The organism is Corynebacterium sanguinis, from assembly GCF_007641235.1.
Classification (GTDB): Bacteria; Actinomycetota; Actinomycetes; order Mycobacteriales; family Mycobacteriaceae; genus Corynebacterium; species Corynebacterium sanguinis.
Genome location: NZ_CP038157.1, coordinates 1715406 through 1736818 on the forward strand (window position 1 = coordinate 1715406; position 21413 = coordinate 1736818).

20 protein-coding genes are annotated in these 21413 nt (G+C 64.8%); 16 read left to right on the plus strand and 4 right to left on the minus strand.

What is annotated here, in order from left to right; translation table 11 throughout:
- Window positions 1-85 precede the first annotated feature (85 nt).
- Window positions 86-2344 carry a polyribonucleotide nucleotidyltransferase gene (locus E3227_RS08285; RefSeq protein WP_144318632.1) on the plus strand — a complete coding sequence of 753 codons (2259 nt, stop codon included), beginning with the start codon at window positions 86-88 and terminating at the stop codon, window positions 2342-2344.
- A 90-nt stretch (window positions 2345-2434) separates the two neighbouring features.
- On the opposite strand, the gene E3227_RS08290 is transcribed toward E3227_RS08285, so the two are convergent.
- The gene (locus E3227_RS08290) at window positions 2435-3100 is read right to left on the minus strand and encodes an AMIN-like domain-containing (lipo)protein (protein WP_144318154.1); all 666 of its coding nucleotides are present in this window, start codon (window positions 3098-3100) and stop codon (window positions 2435-2437) included.
- Window positions 3101-3272: 172 nt separating this feature from the next.
- On the opposite strand from E3227_RS08290, the gene dapB reads away from it, so the two are divergent.
- From dapB to E3227_RS08345, 11 genes are all read left to right on the plus strand, one after another.
- Window positions 3273-4019 carry a 4-hydroxy-tetrahydrodipicolinate reductase gene (gene dapB / locus E3227_RS08295; protein ID WP_144318155.1) on the plus strand — a complete coding sequence of 249 codons (747 nt, stop codon included), beginning with the start codon at window positions 3273-3275 and terminating at the stop codon, window positions 4017-4019.
- A gap of 4 nt (window positions 4020-4023) precedes the next feature.
- A complete protein-coding gene (gene thyX, locus E3227_RS08300) occupies window positions 4024-4776 on the plus strand; it encodes an FAD-dependent thymidylate synthase (protein WP_144318156.1) in 753 nt (250 codons plus the stop codon).
- Between the two features lie 86 nt (window positions 4777-4862).
- Window positions 4863-5771: a 4-hydroxy-tetrahydrodipicolinate synthase gene (dapA, locus tag E3227_RS08305; RefSeq protein WP_220184831.1), complete on the plus strand. Its 909-nt coding sequence runs from the start codon at window positions 4863-4865 to the stop codon at window positions 5769-5771.
- 2 nt (window positions 5772-5773) lie between these two features.
- A complete protein-coding gene (locus tag E3227_RS08310; RefSeq protein WP_144318157.1) occupies window positions 5774-7918 on the plus strand; it encodes a ribonuclease J in 2145 nt (714 codons plus the stop codon).
- A 67-nt stretch (window positions 7919-7985) separates the two neighbouring features.
- On the plus strand, window positions 7986-8612 hold the full coding sequence (locus E3227_RS08315) for a TIGR03085 family metal-binding protein (protein WP_246062664.1): 627 nt from the start codon (window positions 7986-7988) through the stop codon (window positions 8610-8612).
- A gap of 87 nt (window positions 8613-8699) precedes the next feature.
- Entirely contained in the window at window positions 8700-11696 is a 2997-nt protein-coding gene (locus E3227_RS08320) for a DNA translocase FtsK (protein ID WP_170228660.1), read from the plus strand.
- Between the two features lie 184 nt (window positions 11697-11880).
- The gene (locus E3227_RS08325; protein ID WP_144318158.1) at window positions 11881-13053 is read left to right on the plus strand and encodes a TerC family protein; all 1173 of its coding nucleotides are present in this window, start codon (window positions 11881-11883) and stop codon (window positions 13051-13053) included.
- A gap of 14 nt (window positions 13054-13067) precedes the next feature.
- Window positions 13068-13610, plus strand: coding sequence for a CDP-diacylglycerol--glycerol-3-phosphate 3-phosphatidyltransferase (gene pgsA, locus E3227_RS08330; protein ID WP_144318159.1), 543 nt, complete (start codon window positions 13068-13070; stop codon window positions 13608-13610).
- Window positions 13603-14154, plus strand: a complete 552-nt coding sequence (locus E3227_RS08335) for a CinA family protein (RefSeq protein ID WP_144318160.1) — start codon at window positions 13603-13605, stop codon at window positions 14152-14154. The genes pgsA and E3227_RS08335 overlap by 8 nt, the downstream gene beginning before the upstream one ends.
- 23 nt (window positions 14155-14177) lie before the next feature.
- Window positions 14178-14549 carry a helix-turn-helix domain-containing protein gene (locus E3227_RS08340; protein ID WP_136651641.1) on the plus strand — a complete coding sequence of 124 codons (372 nt, stop codon included), beginning with the start codon at window positions 14178-14180 and terminating at the stop codon, window positions 14547-14549.
- 104 nt (window positions 14550-14653) lie between these two features.
- On the plus strand, window positions 14654-15502 hold the full coding sequence (locus tag E3227_RS08345; RefSeq protein WP_136651642.1) for a PspA/IM30 family protein: 849 nt from the start codon (window positions 14654-14656) through the stop codon (window positions 15500-15502).
- 9 nt (window positions 15503-15511) lie between these two features.
- Here the strand turns inward: E3227_RS08345 and E3227_RS08350 are convergent, their stop codons facing one another.
- Genes E3227_RS08350 through E3227_RS08360 form a run of 3 tightly spaced genes read right to left on the minus strand, consistent with a single transcriptional unit; the run spans window position 15512 to window position 17434 of the window.
- Window positions 15512-16126 (minus strand): energy-coupling factor transporter transmembrane component T family protein, encoded by a 615-nt coding sequence (locus E3227_RS08350; RefSeq protein ID WP_144318161.1) that lies wholly within the window; start codon window positions 16124-16126, stop codon window positions 15512-15514.
- Window positions 16127-16129: 3 nt separating this feature from the next.
- Window positions 16130-16813, minus strand: coding sequence for an energy-coupling factor ABC transporter ATP-binding protein (locus E3227_RS08355; RefSeq protein ID WP_144318162.1), 684 nt, complete (start codon window positions 16811-16813; stop codon window positions 16130-16132).
- Between the two features lie 3 nt (window positions 16814-16816).
- Entirely contained in the window at window positions 16817-17434 is a 618-nt protein-coding gene (locus tag E3227_RS08360) for a biotin transporter BioY (RefSeq protein ID WP_144318163.1), read from the minus strand.
- A 77-nt stretch (window positions 17435-17511) separates the two neighbouring features.
- Here E3227_RS08360 and E3227_RS08365 point away from each other — a divergent pair, with 77 nt between their 5' ends.
- The 4 genes from E3227_RS08365 to miaB all read left to right on the plus strand — a co-directional run bounded on the left by E3227_RS08365 (window position 17512) and on the right by miaB (window position 21403).
- Complete coding sequence (locus E3227_RS08365; RefSeq protein WP_006840118.1) at window positions 17512-17727, plus strand: DUF3046 domain-containing protein; 216 nt, start codon at window positions 17512-17514, stop codon at window positions 17725-17727.
- A 206-nt stretch (window positions 17728-17933) separates the two neighbouring features.
- A complete protein-coding gene (gene recA, locus E3227_RS08370; protein WP_006840119.1) occupies window positions 17934-19082 on the plus strand; it encodes a recombinase RecA in 1149 nt (382 codons plus the stop codon).
- Window positions 19083-19087: 5 nt separating this feature from the next.
- Window positions 19088-19669, plus strand: a complete 582-nt coding sequence (gene recX, locus E3227_RS08375) for a recombination regulator RecX (protein ID WP_144318164.1) — start codon at window positions 19088-19090, stop codon at window positions 19667-19669.
- 279 nt (window positions 19670-19948) lie between these two features.
- Window positions 19949-21403 carry a tRNA (N6-isopentenyl adenosine(37)-C2)-methylthiotransferase MiaB gene (miaB, locus tag E3227_RS08380; RefSeq protein ID WP_246062931.1) on the plus strand — a complete coding sequence of 485 codons (1455 nt, stop codon included), beginning with the start codon at window positions 19949-19951 and terminating at the stop codon, window positions 21401-21403.
- The last annotated feature ends 10 nt before the right edge of the window (window positions 21404-21413 follow it).

Genomic DNA, 21413 nt, shown 5'->3' on the forward strand with positions numbered 1-21413 from the left:
GGCAGCGTTGCAGAAAAGGTTACAGAAGAACCAGCAGGACGGCGGCACCGACGATCGCCGTAAGACACCCAAGGAAAGGGATCTTTTGAGCACGCATACCCCCAATAACAGCTTCGACATCCACGTCGACGAGGACTTCGGCATCACCGAGGCTGTCGCGGTACTCGACAACGGCGACTTTGGTTCGCGCACCATCCGTTTTGAAACGGGGCAGCTCGCGCGCCAGGCGGGCGGGTCTGTCACGACCTACCTCGACGAGGACACGATGCTGCTGGCCACGACCACCGCGTCGAAGAACCCGCGCGACAACATCGACTTCTTCCCGCTGACCGTCGACGTTGAGGAGCGCATGTACGCCGCGGGCAAGATCCCGGGCTCGTTCTTCCGCCGCGAGGGCCGCCCCTCCACCGAGGCGATCCTGGCCTGCCGTCTCATCGATCGCCCGCTGCGCCCGACCTTTGTCAAGGGGCTGCGCAACGAGGTCCAGGTTGTCATCACAGTGCTCAGCATGAACCCCGAGGAGTACTACGACGTCGTCGCGATTAACGGCGCGTCCGCCGCGACCCAGCTTTCGGGCCTGCCCGTCTCCGGCGCGGTCGGCGGGGTGCGGATGGCGCTCATCGCCGACGACAAGCACCCCGAGGGACAGTGGGTGGCGTTTCCCAACCACGAGCAGCACGACCACTCCGTGTTCGAGATGGTCGTCGCCGGTCGCGTGGTCGACGGTGACGTCGCGATCATGATGGTGGAGGCTGGCGCTGGGGCGAGCGTCGTCAAGCTTGTTGCTGACGGTGCTCCCGCGCCGACCGAGGCCACCGTCGCCGAGGGCCTGGAGGCCGCGAAGCCGTTTATTAAGACGCTGTGCGAGGCCCAGGCTGCTCTCGCCGAGGAGACGGCGAAGGAAACCCAGGAGTTCCCGCTGTTTCCTGCATACTCCGACAAGGTCTACTCCGCGGTGGAGAAGAAGGCCGCGAAGAAGTTGGCCACCCTGCTCGCCATCAAGGGCAAGAAGGACCGCGACGACGCGACCAACGCCTACATGGAAGAGATCGAGGAGGCGCTGCTGGACAAGTTCGACATCGACGATGAGGACGAGTACACACAGGCAGTCAAGGAAATCCGCGCGGCCTATAACGCATTGATGAGGAAGATCGTGCGCGAGAAGATCCTCACCGAGGGCTTCCGTATCGACGGCCGCGGGGTCAGCGACATCCGCGACCTCGAGGTCGAGGTCGAGCTCATCCCGCGCGCCCACGGCTCCGCCCTGTTCGAGCGCGGCGAGACCCAGATTCTCGGCGTGACGACCCTCGACATGCTCAAGATGGAACAGACGCTGGATTCGCTGCACCCGGAGACCGCGAAGCGCTACATCCACCACTACAGCTTCCCGCCGTACTCCACCGGCGAGACGGGCCGCGTCGGTTCGCCGAAGCGCCGCGAGATCGGCCACGGGGCCCTTGCCGAGCGCGCGCTCGTGCCGGTGATCCCGACTCGCGAGGAGTTCCCGTACACCATCCGCCAGGTCTCCGAGGCCCTCGGCTCCAACGGCTCGACCTCGATGGGCTCCGTGTGCGCCTCCACGTTGTCGCTGTACAACGCGGGCGTGCCGCTGGCGGCCCCGGTTGCCGGTATTGCGATGGGTCTCGTCTCCGGTGAGGTCAACGGCGCTACCAAGTACGTCGCCCTGACCGACATCTTGGGCGCGGAGGACGCGTTCGGCGACATGGACTTCAAGGTCGCGGGAACCCCCGACTTTATCACCGCGCTGCAGCTCGACACCAAGCTCGACGGCATCCCCTCTGAGGTGCTGGTGTCCGCTCTGGAGCAGGCCCGCGACGCGCGCGAGGCAATCCTGGACACCATGGGGGAGGTCATTGACGGCCCCGACGAGATGAACCCGCTCGCGCCGAAAATCACGGCGATCAGCGTGCCTGTGTCCAAGATCGGCGAGGTCATCGGACCCAAGGGCAAGATGATCAACTCGATCACCGAGGAAACCGGCGCGGAGATCTCGATCGAGGACGACGGCACCATCTACGTCTCCGCGGCGACCGGCGAATCGGCGGACGCGGCGATTGACAAGATCAACGGCATCGCCAACCCGCAGATGCCGAAGGTCGGCGAGCGTTACCTAGGCACCGTGGTCAAGACGGTCGCGTTCGGCGCGTTCGTCTCCATCCTGCCGGGCACCGACGGGCTGGTGCACATCTCTAAGCTCGGCGGCTCGCAACGCATCGAGAAGGTCGAGGACGTGGTCAACGTCGGCGAGAAGATCGAGGTGGAGATCGCCGACATCGACAACCGCGGCAAGATCTCGCTGGTCCCCGTCGGCGAAGACGACTAGCACGCTTGACGACGCCCACCTCCAGCGCGTCGTCACCTCCTAAACACAGATCCGCCCCGGCACTTACAAAAGGCCAGGGCGGATGTGTTTTTACTTCTGGAAGTCGACGACCACGCGTGCCGGGTTCTCCAGCACGTAGAGGTTGAAGGGGCGCTGCTTGTCCAGGCCCACGATGTACTGGGTGTCGGCCTCGAAAACGCCGCCGTGGGTGACACCCTGGATGTTGCCGGCGGCCAGATCCATCGGCCCGGTCTCGATCAGGGCGTCGTTGGGGCTCAGCATCGCCATCGGGGTTCCCTGGATCATCACCTCGAGGTAGGCCTGGCCGTTGACCTCGATGGGGTAGCCGGAGGCCTGCTGCAGAGGCTCGGGCGTGTACCCGGCAACGTAGCCCGGGGTGCCGGTGCCGGAGAACTCGAAGACGACGCGGTCGAAGTCGTCGTGGGAGCCGACGCGGACGTCGGAGATGACTAGCTCGGTCCCGGGGGCGGGGTAGGCCTGGACGCGGTCGGTGCCGAACGGGCCCATCGACGTGGTCTCCTCCACGGCCGACAGTGCCTGGGCAGTGGGGATGACCGTGCTGGTGGTCGTGGTGGGGGAGACTGAGGTCATCGTTGTGGTGGCTGTCGTCGCCGCCGTTGTCGTGGCGCTCGGGGCCTGGTCGGCGGCGTTGTTCTCAGGTGCCCCCGTGCAGGACCCGAGCGCTAAAGCTGTTACGAGAGTGACAGGAGCAAAGTAGCGCGACGTGAGTTTCATAACTCAAACATAACTTGTTCACAGGAGCTGGTGAGACATCTGGGCGGGATCGTGAACGAATCGTGACCCTGAGCGCCCGGATCGCAACCACCTCTCACCGCGCTCCACGCCGTGGGGATAAAGTGGCACCCAAACGCAGAACTGAGTTGTAAAGAGATATAAGGAGTCGCACATGGCCATCAAAGTTGGAGTTCTTGGAGCGAAGGGGCGCGTCGGCTCGGCGGTCATCGCGGGTGTCAAGGCCACCGAGGACATTGAGCTCGTCGCGGAGATTGATCAGGACGACAGCCTGTCGCTGCTGACGGAGAAGGGCGCGGAGGTCATCGTCGATTTCACCACCCCGTCCGCAGTCATGGGCAACCTGGAGTTCTGCATCAAGCACGGCATCCACTGCGTCGTCGGCACCACGGGCTTTGACGACGAGCGCTACGAGCAGGTGCGCCAATGGCTGCAAGCAAACGAGAACGTGGGCGTTCTCATCGCCCCCAACTTCGCTATCTCGGCTGTGCTGACCATGGCGTTCGCCCGCCAGGCAGCGCCGTTCTTCGAGTCGGCCGAGGTGGTGGAGTACCACCACCCGCACAAGCTGGACGCCCCTTCCGGCACCGCGATTAAGACGGCCCAAGGCATTGCCCAGGCTCGTCGAGAAGCAGGCATGGACCCCGTGCCGGACGCCACCGAACAGAGCCTCGACGGCGCACGCGGGGCCGGCATCGACGGCGTGAAGGTCCACGCCGTGCGCATGACCGGCATGGTTGCGCACGAGGAGGTCATCTTCGGCACCCAGGACCAGTCACTGATCATCCGCCAGGACTCCTACGGCCGCGACTCCTTCGTCCCGGGCGTGCTCACGGGCGTGCGCCAGGTCGCCGAGCACCCGGGTCTGACCGTGGGGCTGGACAAGTACCTGGGGCTGTAACCCCATGGCGTTAGAGAAAGATCTGGACGTCCAGCTCATCGCCGCGAGCCGCTTCGCCGTGCCCGATGGGGTGGACTGGGTTCCCGATGAGGGTGTAAGCGACGCTGAGGCGATCGTGGAGTTCGCGGGCCGCGCCTGTTACGAAACCTTCGACCGCCCCAACCCCCACACCGCGACCAACAGTGCATACCTACACCACATCATCGACGTGGGCCACGACGCGCTGCTCGAGCACGCCACCGCGACGATGTACATCCGCGGGCTCTCACGCGCGGCGGGCAACGAGCTGTTGCGCCACCGCAACTTCTCCTTCTCGCAGCTCAGCCAGCGTTTCGTGCATGAGGACGAAAGCGAGGTCGTCGTTCCCGCCCTGATCGCGCAGGACGAAGAGTTGCACCGGATGTTCGTCCGCGCCGCCGACGAGACGCGCTTTATTTACGACGAGCTGCTGAAATCGCTCGAGGAGAACCTGGAGGGGGAGCCGAACTCGCTGCTGCGACGCAAGAAGGCGCGCCAGACCGCCCGCGCGATTTTGCCGAACGCGACGGAGACCCGCTTCGTGGTCACCGGCAACTACCGGGCGTGGCGCCAGTTCATCTCGGCGCGCGCCTCCGAACACGCCGACGGCGAGATCAGGATGCTCGCCGTGACCTGCCTGGAGATTCTGCGCGAGCATGCGCCCACGCTCTTCGACGACTTCATGGTCAGCGAACTGACCGATGGGACGAAGATGGCCACTAGCCCGTACGTATCCTAGGGTCCGGCGCCGCGGTTATGTTGACGCGTGCTGTTGACGCGTGCTGTTAACACGGTGTGCGAGCTCAACGGGTAACCTGTATTGCCATGGGCATTACAAACAAAGCTAATACCGGTGCGGACATTTTCGGCACCGTCAGCGTCGCCATGGTCACGCCGTTTGATTCCAGCGGTGAGCTCGACTTGGACGCGGGACGAAAGTTGGCTGCCCACCTCGTAGACAATGGAATCGATTCACTAGTACTCGCAGGAACGACGGGGGAGTCGCCGACGACCACCCCGGAGGAGAAGATCGCGCTGCTCAAGGCAGTGAAGGAGGAGGTCGGCGACCGCGCCCGACTGATCGCCGGCGCGGGTTCCTACAACACGCGCAAGTCCATTCAGCTGGCGACGCTCTCGGCGCAGGCCGGTGCGGATGCTCTGCTGGTGGTCACGCCGTACTACTCCAAGCCGTCGCAGGCTGGACTGATCGCGCACTTCACCGCTGTCGCCGAGGCGACCGACCTGCCGATCTGCCTGTACGACATCCCGGGCCGCTCCGGCATCCCGATCGAGGGGGAGACGATCCGCGAGTTGGCCAAGCTGCCGACGATTAAGGGCCTCAAGGACGCGAAGGGCGATTTCTTCCAGGCGGCCCCGTTAATTCAGGAGACCGGCCTAGCCTGGTATTCTGGCGACGATCCGCTCAACGTGCCCTGGCTGTCCGTTGGAGCCACCGGCGTTATCTCGGTGGTGGGACATGCCGCTCCGCAGTTGTTGCGCGAACTAATTACAAGCTTCGAGGAAGGCGACCTCGCCCGTACGCGGGAAATCAACGCCAATACCATCGACGTGCTGGCTCGCCAGCAGGCAATTCTCGGTGGTGTGACATTTGCAAAGGCAGCCCTGCAACTTCAGGGCATTAACGTCGGGGAACCCCGTCTGCCCGTGGTCGCAGCGACCGAGGCGCAGATGGAGGCTCTCCGCGAAGATATGGAAAAGGCTGGAGTCCTCTAAGTATGAACGAACCCCGCAATCGCGCCCGCAAGGTGACCCGCAAGGCTGGGCCCCCAGAGCCGGCCGATCAGCAGCCGGTGTTCCAGGCGCCGGAGCAGGCCCCTGCAGCACCCGAGGCTTCCGCACAGCAGGACGGCAACGACAACCGTGACCGCTCGAAGGATTCCGGCAACGGCAATAACAACAACGGCAACAACCGCGGCGGCAACGGTAACAATAACCGTGGCGGCAACAACAACCACGGTGACAACGGCAACAACGGCAACAACGGCAACAACAATGGCGGCCGCAACCGCCGCCGCGGCCGTGGACGTGGTTCCAACGGCGGCAACAACCGCGGTGGCAACGGCGGAAATGAGGGTGGCCAAAACCGTCGCAACCCGATGAAGGGCATGCAGGGCGCGGATCTGACTAAGCGCCTTCCCACCCCGCCGCAGGCACCGAGCAACGGTCTGCGCATCTACGCTCTCGGTGGCATCTCCGAGATCGGGCGCAACATGACCGTGTTCGAGTACAACGGCCGCCTGCTCGTCGTCGACTGCGGCGTGCTGTTTCCGAACTCCGGTGAACCGGGCGTCGACCTGGTCCTGCCGGACTTCGGTCCCATCGAGAATAAGCTGGACAAGATCGAGGCACTGATTGTCACCCACGGTCACGAAGACCACATCGGTGCGATCCCGTGGCTGCTCAAGCTGCGCCCCGACATTCCGATCTACTCCTCGCGCTTCACCAACGCGCTGATCGCGGCGAAGACGAAGGAGCACCGCCAGCGTCCGAAGCTCAACGAGGTGACCAAGGATTCCGAACTCAACCTTGGCCCGTTCCGCATCCGCTTCTGGCACGTCGGCCACTCCATTCCGGAGTGCCTGGGCGTGTCCATCAAGACGGGCGCGGGCCACGTGGTGATGACGGGCGACATCAAGCTCGATCAGACCCCGTACGACGGTCAGCCCACCGACCTGCCCGCGCTGTCGCGCTTTGGCGACGAGGGCATCGACCTGTTTATGTGCGATTCCACAAACGCCACGGTGCCGGGAATTTCCTCCTCGGAGAAGGGCATTGAGGAAAACCTCACCCGCCTGGTTCAGGGCGCGAAGCAGCGCGTGATCATCTCCTCATTCGCCTCCAATGTGGCGCGCGTGCAGATGGCGGTCAACGCCGCGGTCGCGAACGGCCGCAAGGTGGCCTTCAACGGCCGCTCGATGATTCGCAACATGGAGATCGCGGAGAAGATGAGCCTGCTGCGCGCCCCGCGCGGCACGATCATCCCGATCGAGGAGGCCGCAAAGATGGCCCCGCACAAGGTCGTGCTCATCACCACCGGTACCCAGGGCGAGCCCATGGCGGCGCTGTCGCGTATGTCGCGACGCGAGCACCGCCAGATCACGGTGCGCGACGGCGACCTGATCATCCTGTCGTCCTCGCTCATCCCGGGCAACGAGGAAGCCGTCTTTGCGGTGATCAACAACCTCGCGCAGATCGGCGCGACGGTGATCACCAACGACGACGCGCACGTCCACGCCTCGGGCCACGGCTATGCCGGCGAGCTTTTGTTCCTGTACAATGCGGCGCGCCCGAAGGGTGCGATGCCGGTGCACGGCGAGTGGCGCCACATGCGCGCCAACAAGGAGCTGGCAATCTCCACCGGCGTGAAGCCGGAGAACACGGCCCTTGCACAGAACGGTGTCGTGGTGGACATGGTCGGCGGCAAGATCAACGTCGTCGGACAGTACCAGGTCGGCCAGCTCTACGTCGACGGCGAGACCATGGGCGATGTGGACCCGGACGTGCTGGCCGATCGCACCAGCCTCGCCTCCGGCGGCGTTGTGTCGATCACCTGCGTCATCGACGACCGCACGGGCCGTCTCTTGGAGACGCCTCGCGTGTCGACGACCGGCTTCTCCGACGATGACCGCGACTTCAACAAGAAGGTCGCCGAGGGTGTCGAAACGGTCATGAACGACCTGGCTGCGCAGGGTGAGAATGACCCGTACCGCATGGTGCAGCAGCTGCGTCGCCACGTGTCGAAGGCGATCGAGCAGAAGTACAAGCGCGAGCCTGTCATCCTGCCGACGGTCGTGCCGATGGCGGCCGACAACGTCCCCTTTGACGACGCCGATGTCGACGCCGCGCGCGAGTCGCTTTAAGGCGAAACGCTAGCGCGCCGCCACAGGCGCAAAACACAAGGTAGGCCCCAGCGCTATGCTGGGGCCTATGTCATTTGCGAAGCAAGAACGCGACCGTCTCGCGAACCTTTTCCTCGACCTCGGCCCCGATGCCCCCACGCTGTGCGAGGGCTGGAACACCCGCGACCTCGCCATCCACCTCTACATCCGAGAGAACAAGCTGCATAAGGCCGGTGGCAACTTCATCGGAGCGCTGAAGCCGGTCTTGGAGAAGGAGACCAAGCAGCAGGAACAGCGTCCCTACGAGGACGTTGTGCGCGACTGGGCTGCGGGCCCGCCAAAGTTGCTCGCCCCGATCGATGGGATGATGAACACTGCGGAGAACTTCGTCCACCACGAGGACGTGCGCCGCGGCGACGGGGTGGCTAGGCCGCGCGACTTTAGCGCGGGGGTCGACCGCACGCTGATGGGGCTGGCGCAGCGGTTCGCGAAGCTGACGATGCGCTCGTCGGATACCCCGATCATCTTGACGCCCCCGACGCTGCCGCCGGTGACCGTCGGAGGCGGGCGCAAGGTCGCCGAGCGTGGTGACGATGTGATCCGCGCCAAGGGCGAACCGGGTGAATTGCTGCTGTGGATCATGGGGCGCGACGTGGTCGAGATCGACTTCGAGGGCGATGAGGAGAAGATCGCCGCGCTGCAAGTAAAGTCCTAAAACTTTACCTCCTCTGGCGCATTTTTCTCGGCCGCGGCCGGTGTGGCAAATGTGGAAAGAGTGACAAACGGTACTACTGTTACTTACATGTCTGTCAGGAACTCGCCTCGCACCTCCGCGCGCTCGCAGACCGGCCCTCGGGGACGGGAGCGCAGCACGCGGACGTCGACAAGCTATGCCGCGTCGCTGACCCACCCCTCGACCTCGACGATGCTCGCGGCGGAAACCACCGATGAGCGGGTCGGCTCTGCGTACAAGGTTGTCGGCAGCTCGCTGGGGGCGGCGGCGCGTGGTGTTGGTTCGGTGTTTGGGAAGCTGACGACGGGCCTGCGCCGCAGCGAGGATAACGACGATTCGACCGATCCTTTTTTCGACGAGGAGGCGGCTGACGAGCCGGTGACGCGGCGTCGTAAACCGAAGAAAACCGAACGCGACGAGGAGAAAGGCGAGCACGACACGGTGCAGAACACACGGGGCGGCAACCACGCCGACGCGTGGGGGCTCGTGCTCATCGGGCTGTCTGCCGTCATTGGCGCTTCCGTATGGTTCGACATCGCGGGCCCGGTCGGGCGCCTCATCGCCCAGGGTGTGCACTGGGTAATCGGCGCGGGCGCGCTGATCCTGCCCGTGGCGCTGGTAGCCGTCGCGGTCGCGCTGATGCTGGACACGCGCTCCGACTCGGCGGTTCGCGCTCGGGTCAGCCTCGGCATCGGCATCATCACGCTGGCCATGCTCGGCCTCGTGCACGTCTTTGCCGGCAACCCACAGGATTGGGAGGGCCGCCGCGTCGCCGGCGGGGCAGTGGGCGCGCTCCTCGGCGGGACACTCTCGGCGGGGTTTTCCTCCTTCGTCGCCGTGCCCCTGCTGATCCTGGTGATCGTCTACGGCGCGCTCAAGACCACCGGCGTGACCGTGCGCCAGGCGGTTGACCTGCTGAAGGAGACCATTTCCTCGGCGAAGGGCGGGCTCTCCTCGTCCGGTGACAACGATGGCGCTGACGACAAGGACCCCTACAGCCACGTTGATGAGGACCTCGAGGACATCGCCGAGGGCCGCGAGCGCAGGCGCGCCCGCGCAGCCGCACCCACCGAGGTGGTGAAGCGGCCGCGTCGTCGCACCCCGCTGGATAACTACCCGGCGGACGAGTCCACGCGAGTCATGCCGCGCCGCGTCCGGTTGGACGAGAACCTCTTCGACGAGCCGAGCGAGCCGATTAAGCCGAGCGCCGACGCCGAGGACATCGCACCCGCGCCGGAGCCCGCGGATGAAGCCGGGTCGACCTCCACCCGCGTGCTGCCGCGCACCCAGCCTGAGCCGGAGCCCGAGGACGACAGCGCAGCGGATGCGATCTCGCAGTCCCGCGAGGCGATGCGCGCTGCGATCGTTGCGCGCTCCGGCATTGACGCCGCCGCCGTGCCCGCCTCGACGCCGAAGTCCGAGGTGGAGAAGGCCGAAGCGCCGGCCGCGCCGGCGCCGACTCCGCGCGTGCCTTTCGACGAGTCGGACTACGTGCTGCCCTCGACGGACCTGCTGATCGCGGGCACGGCGCCGAAGACGCGCACGGAAGCCAACGACCGGATGATCGAAGCGATCACGGATGTCTTCGAGGAGTTCCGCGTTGACGCGCAGGTCACGGGGTTCTCCCGCGGGCCGACAGTGACGCGCTACGAGGTCGAGCTCGGCCCCGGCGTGAAGGTGTCCAAGATCACCAACCTGCAGTCCAACCTCGCCTACGCCGCCGCGACGGACAACGTGCGTCTACTCACCCCGATCCCCGGCAAGTCGCTCGTCGGCATCGAGGTGCCCAATCTCGACCGCGAGATGGTCAGGCTGCGCGACGTGCTCGACGCGCCGAAGGTCACCGCCGACCGCGACCCCATGCTCATCGGCCTCGGCAAGGACATCGAGGGTGACTTCATCGCCTCCAGCGTGCAGAAGATGCCGCACCTGCTCGTCGCCGGTTCCACCGGCTCGGGTAAGTCGGCGTTCGTCAACTCGCTGCTGATCTCGCTGTTGACCCGCGCCACGCCTGACGAGGTGCGGCTAATCCTGGTGGACCCGAAGATGGTGGAGCTGACCCCGTACGAGGGCATCCCGCACCTGATCACGCCGATTATCACCCAGCCGAAGAAGGCGGCCGCCGCGCTGCAGTGGCTGGTGGAGGAGATGGAGCAGCGCTACATGGACATGAAGTCCTCGCGCGTGCGCCACATTAAGGACTTCAACAGGAAGGTGCGCTCGGGCGAGCTGACCGCTCCTCCCGGTTCGGAGCGCGAGATGCGCCCGTACCCGTTCATCATCTGCGTGGTCGACGAGCTGGCGGATCTGATGATGACGGCCCCGAAGGAGATCGAGGAGTCGATCGTGCGCATCACCCAGAAGGCGCGTGCGGCCGGCATCCACCTGGTGCTGGCCACCCAGCGCCCGTCCGTGGACGTGGTCACTGGCCTGATCAAGACCAACGTGCCGTCGCGTCTGGCCTTCGCAACGTCGTCGCTGACGGACTCGCGCGTGATCTTGGACCAGGCGGGTGCGGAGAAGCTCATCGGCATGGGTGACGGGTTGTTCATCCCGCAGGGCGCGGGCAAGCCGCAGCGCCTGCAGGGCGCCTACGTCACGGACGAGGAGATCCAGGCCGTCGTCGAGGCCGCGAAGTCGCAGGACTCACCGTCGTACGTCGAGGGCGTGACCGAGGACAAGCAGGCCGAGGCGAAGGTGATCGACGACGACATCGGCAAGGACCTCGACGACCTGCTCGAGGCCGTCGAGCTCGTGGTCACCTCCCAGCTCGGCTCGACCTCGATGCTGCAGCGCAAGCTGCGCATCGGCTTCGCCAAGGCGGGGCGCCTGATGGACTTGATGGAAACCCGCGGCGTGGTGGGCCCGTCCGAAGGCTCGAAGGCGCGTGAGGTGCTGGTCAAGCCGGAGGAGCTGGAGACGATCCTGTGGATGATCAAGGGGGCCGATCCTGCGGAGGCGCCCACCGACGAGCCTTCGCTTGGCGACGCCCCCTCCGACGCCACCACCCCCGGCGAGACCCGTGTGGTCAACGCCACCTACAACCCAACGGGCGGAGCGTTCTAGCCGTTTTATTGCTTGGTGTAAGCTCATAGGGGCATTGGAGGGGAGTACCCCGCAATCGCCTTCGATCGTCAACACGGCGCCTTGCTTCTTCAGGAAGGCCCCGGTCGGGGCGGCCCACCGTGGGTGGGGGAGACCTCCGGTCACTTTTGTAAGGATTTTCTGACCGGAGGTATTTATGGAACACATGGGTGTGCCCACATCAATATGGCTGATCACCTCGGCCGTCATCGTGGGCTTCTTCATTTTTGACTTTTTTGGACACGTCAAAGATGCGCACGAACCTTCACTGAAAGAATCGGGATTCTGGACCGCGTTCTACGTCACCATCGCTCTGCTTTTCGGCGGCGTGATCTGGTGGCTGTGGGACGGCGAGCACGCCGCGCAGTACTACACCGGCTACGTCACGGAAAAGGCGTTGAGCGTTGACAACCTGTTCGTCTTCGCGCTGATCATGGGCGCGTTCAAAATCCCGCGCAAGTACCAGCAGAAGGTGTTGCTGCTGGGCATCGCGATCGCGCTGGTCATGCGCCTGATCTTCATCCTGCTTGGCGCGGCCGTGATTGCCGCGTGGTCGGACGTGTTCTACCTGTTTGCGATCTTCCTCATCTGGACCGCGATCAAGCTGGCGTACGACGAGGCGACCGACCAGGAAGAAACCGACCCGAACGACATGTTCATTGTGAAGACGCTGCGCCGCGTTTTCCCGGTGACCAAGTCGTACCACGGCGACAAGCTTGTCTCCGTCACCCAGGCAGGCAAGAAGGCACTGACGCCGCTGTTCGTGGCGCTTCTGGCGATTGGTTTCGTCGACATCATGTTCGCGCTTGACTCCATCCCCGCGATCTACGGCATCACCTCTGAGCCGTTCATCGTGTTCACGACCAACGCGTTCGCATTGCTTGGCCTGCGTCAGATGTACTTCTTGCTCGACGGTCTTCTGGACCGCCTTGTCTACCTGTCGTACGGCCTGGCCATCATCCTTGGCTTTATCGGTGTCAAGCTGCTGCTGCACGCCTTGCACGAGAACAACCTGCCGTTTGTCAACGGCGGCGAGAACGTGATGGTGCCGGAGATCGGGACCTTTACCTCCCTGTCCGTGATCATCGGCGTGCTTACTGTGACCGTCGTGGCGTCCCTGGTGAAGAACCGCATGGACATTGCCGCTGGCCGCGTTGACCCGGACGGGCCGAAGTGGCACATTGACTACGACGACCACGGCAACCGCCGCAAGGTGGACAACCATGGCAACCACCTCGAGTGGATTGACGATCCCGCCACCTCTGGCCGCGGCGATCACACAGCAACCGGTTCGCGCGAGACGGATCACCTCGACGTCTCGCGCGGGGGCGAGAAATAGAAAGGGCGGTTGTCGTGACCCAGCCACAGCAATCCAATTGGAACCTGCCCAACGTGTTGACGTCGGCACGCATCGTGTTTGTGCCCGTGTTCGCGTGGCTCGTTCTCTCGGAGCGCTGGTGGTGGGCGTTCGGCTTGTTCGTGGTGCTAATGGCCACGGACAAGCTCGACGGTGACATCGCGCGGTCCCGCGGCCTTGTCACCGACTTCGGCAAGATCGCCGACCCGATTGCCGATAAAGCGCTGATGATCACCGCGCTGGTCACACTCAACATCGCATCCACCTTGCCGGTGTGGATCACGGTGCTCATCGTGCTCCGCGAGCTCGGCATCACGGTGTGGCGGATGTTCATGCTGCGCCGTGGCAACGTCGTCCCGGCGTCGAAAGGCGGCAAGCTCAAGACCGTTCTTCAGACCCTCGGCGTGGCGCTGTACCTGTGCCCGCTGCCGAGCTGGATGGACGTCCCGACGTTCATCGTCATGCTGGTCGCCACGGCCGTCACCGTGATCACGGGCATCCAGTACATCGTGGATTCGAGGAAGGTCAACCGTGGATAGCTCCACAATTCTCGCGCGCGAGCTTATCGACGCTCTGCGCACCCGCAACCAGACCATCAGCTTCTGCGAGTCCCTGACCGCAGGCCTGGTCGCCGCAACGCTCGCGACCGTTCCAGGCGCCTCGGCCGTGCTGCGCGGCGGACTCGTCGTCTACGCCACCGACCTGAAGCGCTCGCTCGCCGGCGTGCCCGAGGAGGTCCTTTCCACCCACGGCGCGGTCTCACCCGTTACCGCCCGTGAGATGGCCCGCGGAACGCGGCGGGTGTGCCAGTCCGACTGGGCCGTTGCGGTCACCGGCGTAGCCGGGCCCGATACTCAAGACGGCCACCCCGTCGGCGAGGTGTGGGTCGGGCTGTCTGGCCCTCGGTGGACGGCGTCCTCGCCCGCGGCGCAGCTCGTCGACTCCGCGGCCGGGCGCTACGCGCTGCTGCCGTCAGCGACGGAGCCGGTGCGGGTGCTGGCGGGCGGGCGCGAGGAAATCCGCCAAGCCGCGGTGCAGGCGGCGCTTAGTGGAGCCCTTGCGGGCGTGCGGGAACAAAACTGATTGGTTAACCGTTAGTACATTCGATGGCAACGACAACTCTTCTTCTCGATAACTTCGAGGTCGCGCAGCTCAAGCGCCCCCTCGAGCGACCCGTTGAGCGCGAAGCGGTGCGCGAGCCTCTGTTACGCGAGGCACTGGGCATGTCCCTGCGCGCCTTCCGCGCGGACAAGAACGTCTCGCTGCGCACACTCGCCGCAAAGGCACGCGTGTCGTCGGGCTACATTTCCGAGCTTGAGCGCGGCCGCAAGGAGGTGTCGTCGGAGCTCCTGGCGTCGATATGCGAGGCCCTCGATACGACGGTGGCCGAGGTGCTGCTCGAGGCGGTGGCGAACCTGTCGCTGAAGTCGATTACCGACGAGCTTGAGGCGAGCGCGCCCGCGGCCGCTGAAATCTAGTTGAGCCTTCGCGCGGCTGCGTTTCCGACTACGATGGTTCAACGGTTACGCAGCACTGCAGAACAAAGACACTATTAAACTTCAACGAAAGGTAAGGCGCCGCGATGGCTAACCCGTTTTCCAAGTTCTGGAACTACCTGATGGCTCTGTTCGACAACAAGATCGAGGAGAACGCAGACCCGAAGATCCAGATCGAGCAAGCAATTAGCCAGGCGCAGCGCCAGCACCAGGCCCTGTCCCAGCAGGCCGCAGCCGTCATCGGCAACCAGCGCCAGCTGGAGATGCAGCTCAACCGCCGCCTCGAAGAGGTGGAGAAGCTCCAGGCCAACACCCGCCAGGCACTCCAGCTGGCGGACAAGGCCCGTGGCGAAGGCGACGCGCAGAAGGCGCAGGAATACGAAAACGCCGCCGAGGCGTTCGCCGCCCAGCTGGTCACGGCCGAGCAGAGCATCGAAGACACCAAGCAGCTCCACGACCAGGCCCTGCAGCAGGCGGCGCAGGCGAAGCAGGCCGTTGAGCGCAACTCCGCGCAGCTGCAGCAGCAGGTCGCAGAGCGCTCCAAGCTTCTGTCCCAGCTCGAGCAGGCGAAGATGCAGGAGAAGGTCGCCGAGACCATGTCCTCGATGAACGCGATCACCACCGGCACCCCGAACTTGGATCAGGTGCGCGACAAGATTGAACGCCGCTACGCCAACGCCTTGGGCCAGGCCGAGTTGGCGCAGAACTCCATCCAGGGCCGCATGGCCGAGGTCGAGCAGGCCGGCATCCAGATGGCCGGCCACGGCCGCCTCGAGCAGATCCGCGCGCAAATGGCCGGTGAACTGACCAACAGCCAGAAGCCGGCGATCGAGTCTAGCGAAGTGAACTCCGCACCGCAGGCAGCAGATGCAGGCAGCGACGTGTCCAACGACGCCGTGCAGGCCCGCATGCGTGAGCTGCGCGGCGAGCACTAAAGCGTTCGGTTAATCCCCAGCACCGCGCGCCATGAGCGCCTCGCCGATGCTTTGAGCGCGGCGGATGCTGCGAATCACCACTGGTGTACCAAACGCCGTCAACGAAAGGCCCGCTCCGCGGGCCTTTCGCGCGTCCAAGACCTCATTGACCGTGTTGGCCATCAGCGGGATCAGCCGGATCGTGACGGAGACGGCAAGGCTTATGGTGTCCACCGGCACACCGAAACGACGCAGGGGCGCGAGGCTGCGCTCGAGCCCGTTCATGAGCTCCTCGAGCGTTGTTGTGAGGGTGAGCAGGTTCGCGGCCGCGAGCGTGGCGACGAGCCCGAACGCCGTCGTGAGCGCCTGGGTGGGGCCGTTTTGCCACCACAGGTACAACCCGAGCAGGGCAATCACCGGCACGACGGGGGCTAGCTGCCGCAACGCCGTGCCAAAGGGGATCCGTGCGATAACGTACAGCACGGTGACGCCGGCCAGGACGGCGACGGTGTGCCACGGCTGGCTCGGCAGCGCCGTGACCGACACCACGAAGATGAGCAGGGCTACCAGTTTGGCCGTTGGTGGGGTGCGATGGAGAAGCGAATTTCCGCTGATGTAGACGCTCAACGGGACGTACGTGAGCATCGCTTACTCCCCGAGAAGTTCGTTGTAGAAGGAGACGGTGTCGTGCGGGGGGCCGTCGAAAAGCACGCGCCCCTCGTCGAGGCAGAGGACGCGATCGAAGCCCGCGAGCATGTCAAGATCGTGGGTGACCACGATGACCTGCTGCTCCAGCGCCGCTATCTCACCGATAATGCGGCGGCGGTTGCGCGCGTCAAGCAGGGTGGTTGGCTCGTCGGCGATGACGAGCTCCGGCTCGATCACCAGCACGGCGGTCAGCGCGAGCAGCTGCTTTTCGCCCCCGGAGAGGGTGTGCGGTGAATTGTCGCGCTTGTCGCCGAGACCAAAGCGCATGAGTGCCTGATCGACGCGGCGCGACACCTCGTCGCGCGGGAGCTTGAAGCGGCGCAGGGAAAACGCGACGTCTTCGGCGACGCGCGGCATGACGATCTGCGACTCGGCGTCCGAGAAGACGAATCCGACCCGGCGGCGCACGAGCTTGCCATCGGTGACGGGGTTGAGGGCGTCGACATACACGGTGCCGGTGGAGGGGGTAATCAGGCCGTTGATCAGCCGCACGAGGGTGGACTTGCCCGAGCCGTTGGAGCCGATGATGCCGATGCGGTGTTCGGTGAGCTCGAGGGTGGTCGGATGCAGGACGACGGTGCCCTCGTAGCTCACGCTGGCGCCTTCAAAGCGGATAACAGGCATGGGTTAACGCGCTGGGCTCGCGCTACCGCGCAAAAGCTGCGGAAACGCGGTGTGCACGCCGATGGCGATGGCGACCATGACGGCCATCTCAAGCACGTCGGTGGGGATGAAAGGCAGCTGCGCTGCCAGTGCGGCGGGGAGTTCGAGCCCCGCGCGCACCACCATGCCGATGGAGCCGAACAGGTACTGAAGGCCCAGACCGAGGTAGCCGGCGAGGATAAACAGCGCCACCTTGACGGGTCGGGAGCGGCCGATGACGCGCTCTGCGATGGCGCCGGCGACGGGAACCGCAATGAGGTAGCTGATGACGTAGCCAACCGTGGCTGAACTCAGGGCATAGTAGGTGGTGCGCCCACCGGCGAGGACCGGCAGGAGAAAACCGATCAGGAGGAACAAACCGGCGACGAAAAACCCGCGCCTGGCCCCGAGGACCAGCGCCGCGAGAACGAGCGCGGTGTTCTGGATCACGATGGGCACCCCCAGGGCGCCAGCGGGGATGGCGACGAACCCCAGCACGATCACGAGCGCGGTGAACACCGCGACGAAGGCTACGTCGGCGGTGGTGTTCGATGCCTGTGTGGCCTCGGCTGAAGCCGGGGGAGTTGGTGATGTTTTCGACATGGCAGAAACCTTACTTGAACACCGTTCAGTGCGGTGCGTTTCGGGGTCCGAAAAGCGCCGGAGTGTAGATTGGGCCCATGCGCTTGACCGAATTCCAGCAGCTGGTGGAAGACGAGTTCGGCCCCGCGAACGCGGGGTGGGTGATGGACTCGCAAGTCCTGTCGCCGTACAACCAGACCGCGAACGAGATGATCGAAAGTGGAATCGACCCCCGTTTAGCGTGGGAGGGGTTGTGCCGCGCCTACGACGTGCCGGAAGACCGGCAACTGGGAAGAGACCGCCCGGGATTCTGACACGCGTTTCGCGGCGCGTCGCTCGCGTTCGAACATGCTTGCGTGTAGGCTTCGACGTGTCGAGGCGCTGCGCTACGTTAGGGCCAGTCTCATCTGGGACCGAAGGGAACCAGATGGCCGCCTGCGGGAGTCTAAGAGGATGACACCACCCGTACTCACGCGGCGCGGATTACTTAAAAAATTCTTGGTTAAAGGGAGTGACTGACATGGCAGCGAAAAAGAAGACTACCGCGGCAGCGGGCGGGGATCGCCAAAACGCGCTCGACGCTGCGCTGGCGATGATTGAGAAGGACTTCGGCAAGGGCGCGGTCATGCGCCTCGGGGATGAAAATCGCCCCCCGATCCAGGTCATTTCCTCCGGCAACACCGCGATCGACGTTGCGCTCGGCATCGGCGGGTTCCCGCGGGGGCGAGTCGTGGAGATTTACGGGCCCGAGTCCTCCGGTAAGACCACCGTTGCGCTGCACGCGATTGCCTCCGCCCAGCGCGCCGGCGGAATCGCCGCGTTTATTGACGCCGAACACGCCCTGGACCCCGACTACGCCCGCAAACTCGGCGTGGATACCGACAACCTCTTAGTCTCCCAGCCCGACACGGGCGAGCAGGCGCTGGAAATCGCTGACATGCTGGTGCGGTCGGGCGCTATCGACATCATCGTCATTGACTCGGTCGCCGCGCTGACGCCGAAGGCCGAAATCGAAGGCGAAATGGGCGACTCCCACGTCGGCCTCCAGGCCCGCCTGATGTCTCAGGCGCTGCGCAAAATGACCGGCGCGCTCTACAACTCCGGAACCACCGCGATCTTTATTAACCAGCTGCGCGAGAAGATCGGCGTGATGTTCGGATCACCCGAGACCACCACCGGCGGCAAGGCCCTGAAGTTCTACGCCTCCGTGCGTTGCGACGTCCGTCGCATCCAAACCCTCAAGGACGGCCAGGATTCCATCGGCAACCGCACCAGGCTCAAGGTGGTCAAGAACAAGGTGTCGCCGCCGTTCAAGATCGCCGAATTCGACATCATGTACGGCGAGGGCATTTCGCGCGAATCCTCCATCATCGACATGGGCGTCGACAACGGCATCGTGAAAAAGTCCGGTTCCTGGTTCACCTACGAGGGCGACCAGCTGGGCCAGGGCAAGGAGAAGGCCCGATTGTTCCTCAAGGACAACGTCGATTTGGCGAACGAGATCGAGGACAAGATCTTCCAGAAGCTCGGCGTCGGCGCCTACGCGGGCAACGGCGACGAGCTCACCGACGACCCGGTCGACATGGTCCCCAACATCGACTTCGACGACGACGATGCCAACGAGCCGCTGGGCGCCTCCGATAGCAACCTGGTGCCTAACGAGGGTTAAGCACAATGGCCGACCCTGATCCGCACAAGGTCGCCCAGCTCAAGGCCGCCCTCGAACACTTCCAGCCGGGCACGCTGTTCGACCGCGAAGAGGAGCAGGCTTTGGCGCCTGTGCGCACGCGAGCTTTGCGTTTGCTCGACCAGCGAGCCCGGTCAAAATCCGAGCTGCGCTCGCGCCTCATCTCCGCGGAGTTCGACCCAAAGCTCGTCGAGCGGGTCCTCGACTCACTGGAGAACTCGGGGCTGATCAATGACGCGGTTTTTGCCAGCGAGTGGGTCCGCCAGCGCTCCCAGCGAAGGGGAAAGTCGGTTCGTGCGCTCGACATGGAGCTGCTGGACAAGGGGGTTGCTGAGCCGGTACGCCAGGAGGCGCTGTCCCAGATCACCGCCGAGGAAGAGGAAGCCGCCGCCCGAGCTGTCGCGGAGAAGAAGGCCCGCGAAGTCAAGGCAGCGCCATCCGATCGCGCGGAGTACGACAAGCACCTGCGCCGGATTGTTGGGGTGATGGCGCGTCGCGGCTACAGCTCGGCGCTGAGCCTGCGGCTGGGCCGCGACGTGCTCGACGCACGGATTGCCGAGTGCGAGTGACCCAGCTGCGCAGGCCAGCCAATGGCACTGCACCTCTAACGGCTGAGGGTGACTGGCCACAGTCAATCGGGGGCATGGTGCCATCCACCAAAAGACCGCCGGTGTCGCGGGAGTGAGGGACGACCTGAGCGCGCGGATGGCGAGAATCGCTCATGAAACCCGCTGAGATCCTCGGCGGTTATGTCTGCCGGTTCAGCGGCGATAGACTCGCTAGCCGTGACAACTTCGCTGAACCCCGATGCCGCACGCACCTACGAGGTGCGCACCTTCGGCTGCCAGATGAACGTGCACGACTCCGAGCGCATCTCCGGGATGCTCGAGGACGCGGGATACACCGCGGCCGACGAGGGGGCCGAGCCCGACCTGGTGGTTTTCAACACCTGCGCCGTGCGTGACAACGCGGACCAGCGCCTCTACGGCTCGCTCGGTCAGCTGAAGAAGACCAAGGACAACCACCCGGGGATGCAGATCGCCGTCGGCGGGTGCCTGGCGCAGAAAGACCGCGACACGGTGATAGAGAAGGCGCCGTGGGTGGACGCCGTCTTCGGCACCCACAACATGTCGGCGCTCCCAGCGCTGCTCGACCGCGCGCGCGTCAGCGAGGAAGCCCAGGTCGAGGTGGTGGAAGCACTCGAGGTCTTCCCCTCGGTGCTGCCGGCGAAGCGGGAAAGCTCTTACGCGGGCTGGGTGTCCATCTCGGTGGGCTGCAACAACACCTGCACGTTTTGTATCGTTCCCTCGCTGCGCGGCAAGGAGCTCGACCGTCGCCCCGGAGACATCCTCGCCGAGGTCAAGGCCCTCGTGGATCAGGGGGTCTCCGAGGTGACCCTGCTCGGCCAGAACGTTAACGCCTACGGGGTCAACTTTGTCGACGCATCCCTTGAGCGGGATCGTTCCGCGTTTTCCAAGCTGCTGCGTGCCTGCGGGGACATCGAGGGGCTCGAAAGGGTGCGTTTTACCTCGCCGCATCCGGCGGAGTTCACCTCAGACGTGATTGATGCAATGGCGGAGACTCCCAACGTGTGCCCGCAGCTGCACATGCCGCTGCAGTCCGGCTCGGACAAAGTGCTCAAGGAGATGCGCAGGTCGTACCGATCGAAGAAGTTCCTCGCCATCTTGGATGAGGTGCGCGACAAGCTGCCCCACGCGGCGATCACCACCGACATCATCGTCGGCTTCCCCGGCGAGACTGAAGAGGACTTCCAGGCCACCCTCGACGTGGTGGAAAAGGCCCGGTTTACCTCGGCGTTTACCTTCCAATACTCGCCACGTCCCGGCACCCCGGCCGCGGAGATGGCCGACCAGCTGCCGAAGGACGTTGTCCAGAAGCGATTCGAGCGCCTCGTGGCGCTGCAGGAGCGCATCAGCGCGGAGGAAAACGCCAAGCTCATCGGCACCGAGGTGGAGCTGCTGGTCCAGGCGGGCGGAGGCAAGAAGAACGACTCCACCCAGCGCATGTCGGGCCGGGCGCGGGACGGGCGCCTGGTGCACTTCACCCCGCGGGGTGAGATTGACCAGGAGGTGCGCCCGGGTGATGTTGTGTACGTCGCCGTGACGGATGCGAAGCCGCACTACCTGATTGCTGATTCGGGCGTCGTCAAGCATCGTCGCACAAAGGCCGGGGACAATTCCGCGGCGGGCGATGTTCCCACGACCGCACCGATCGGGGTCGGGCTGGGGTTGCCTTCGATTGGCAAGCCCGGTGCGGCCCCGGCAAGCAGCGGCTGCTGCTAGAGTCAATCGA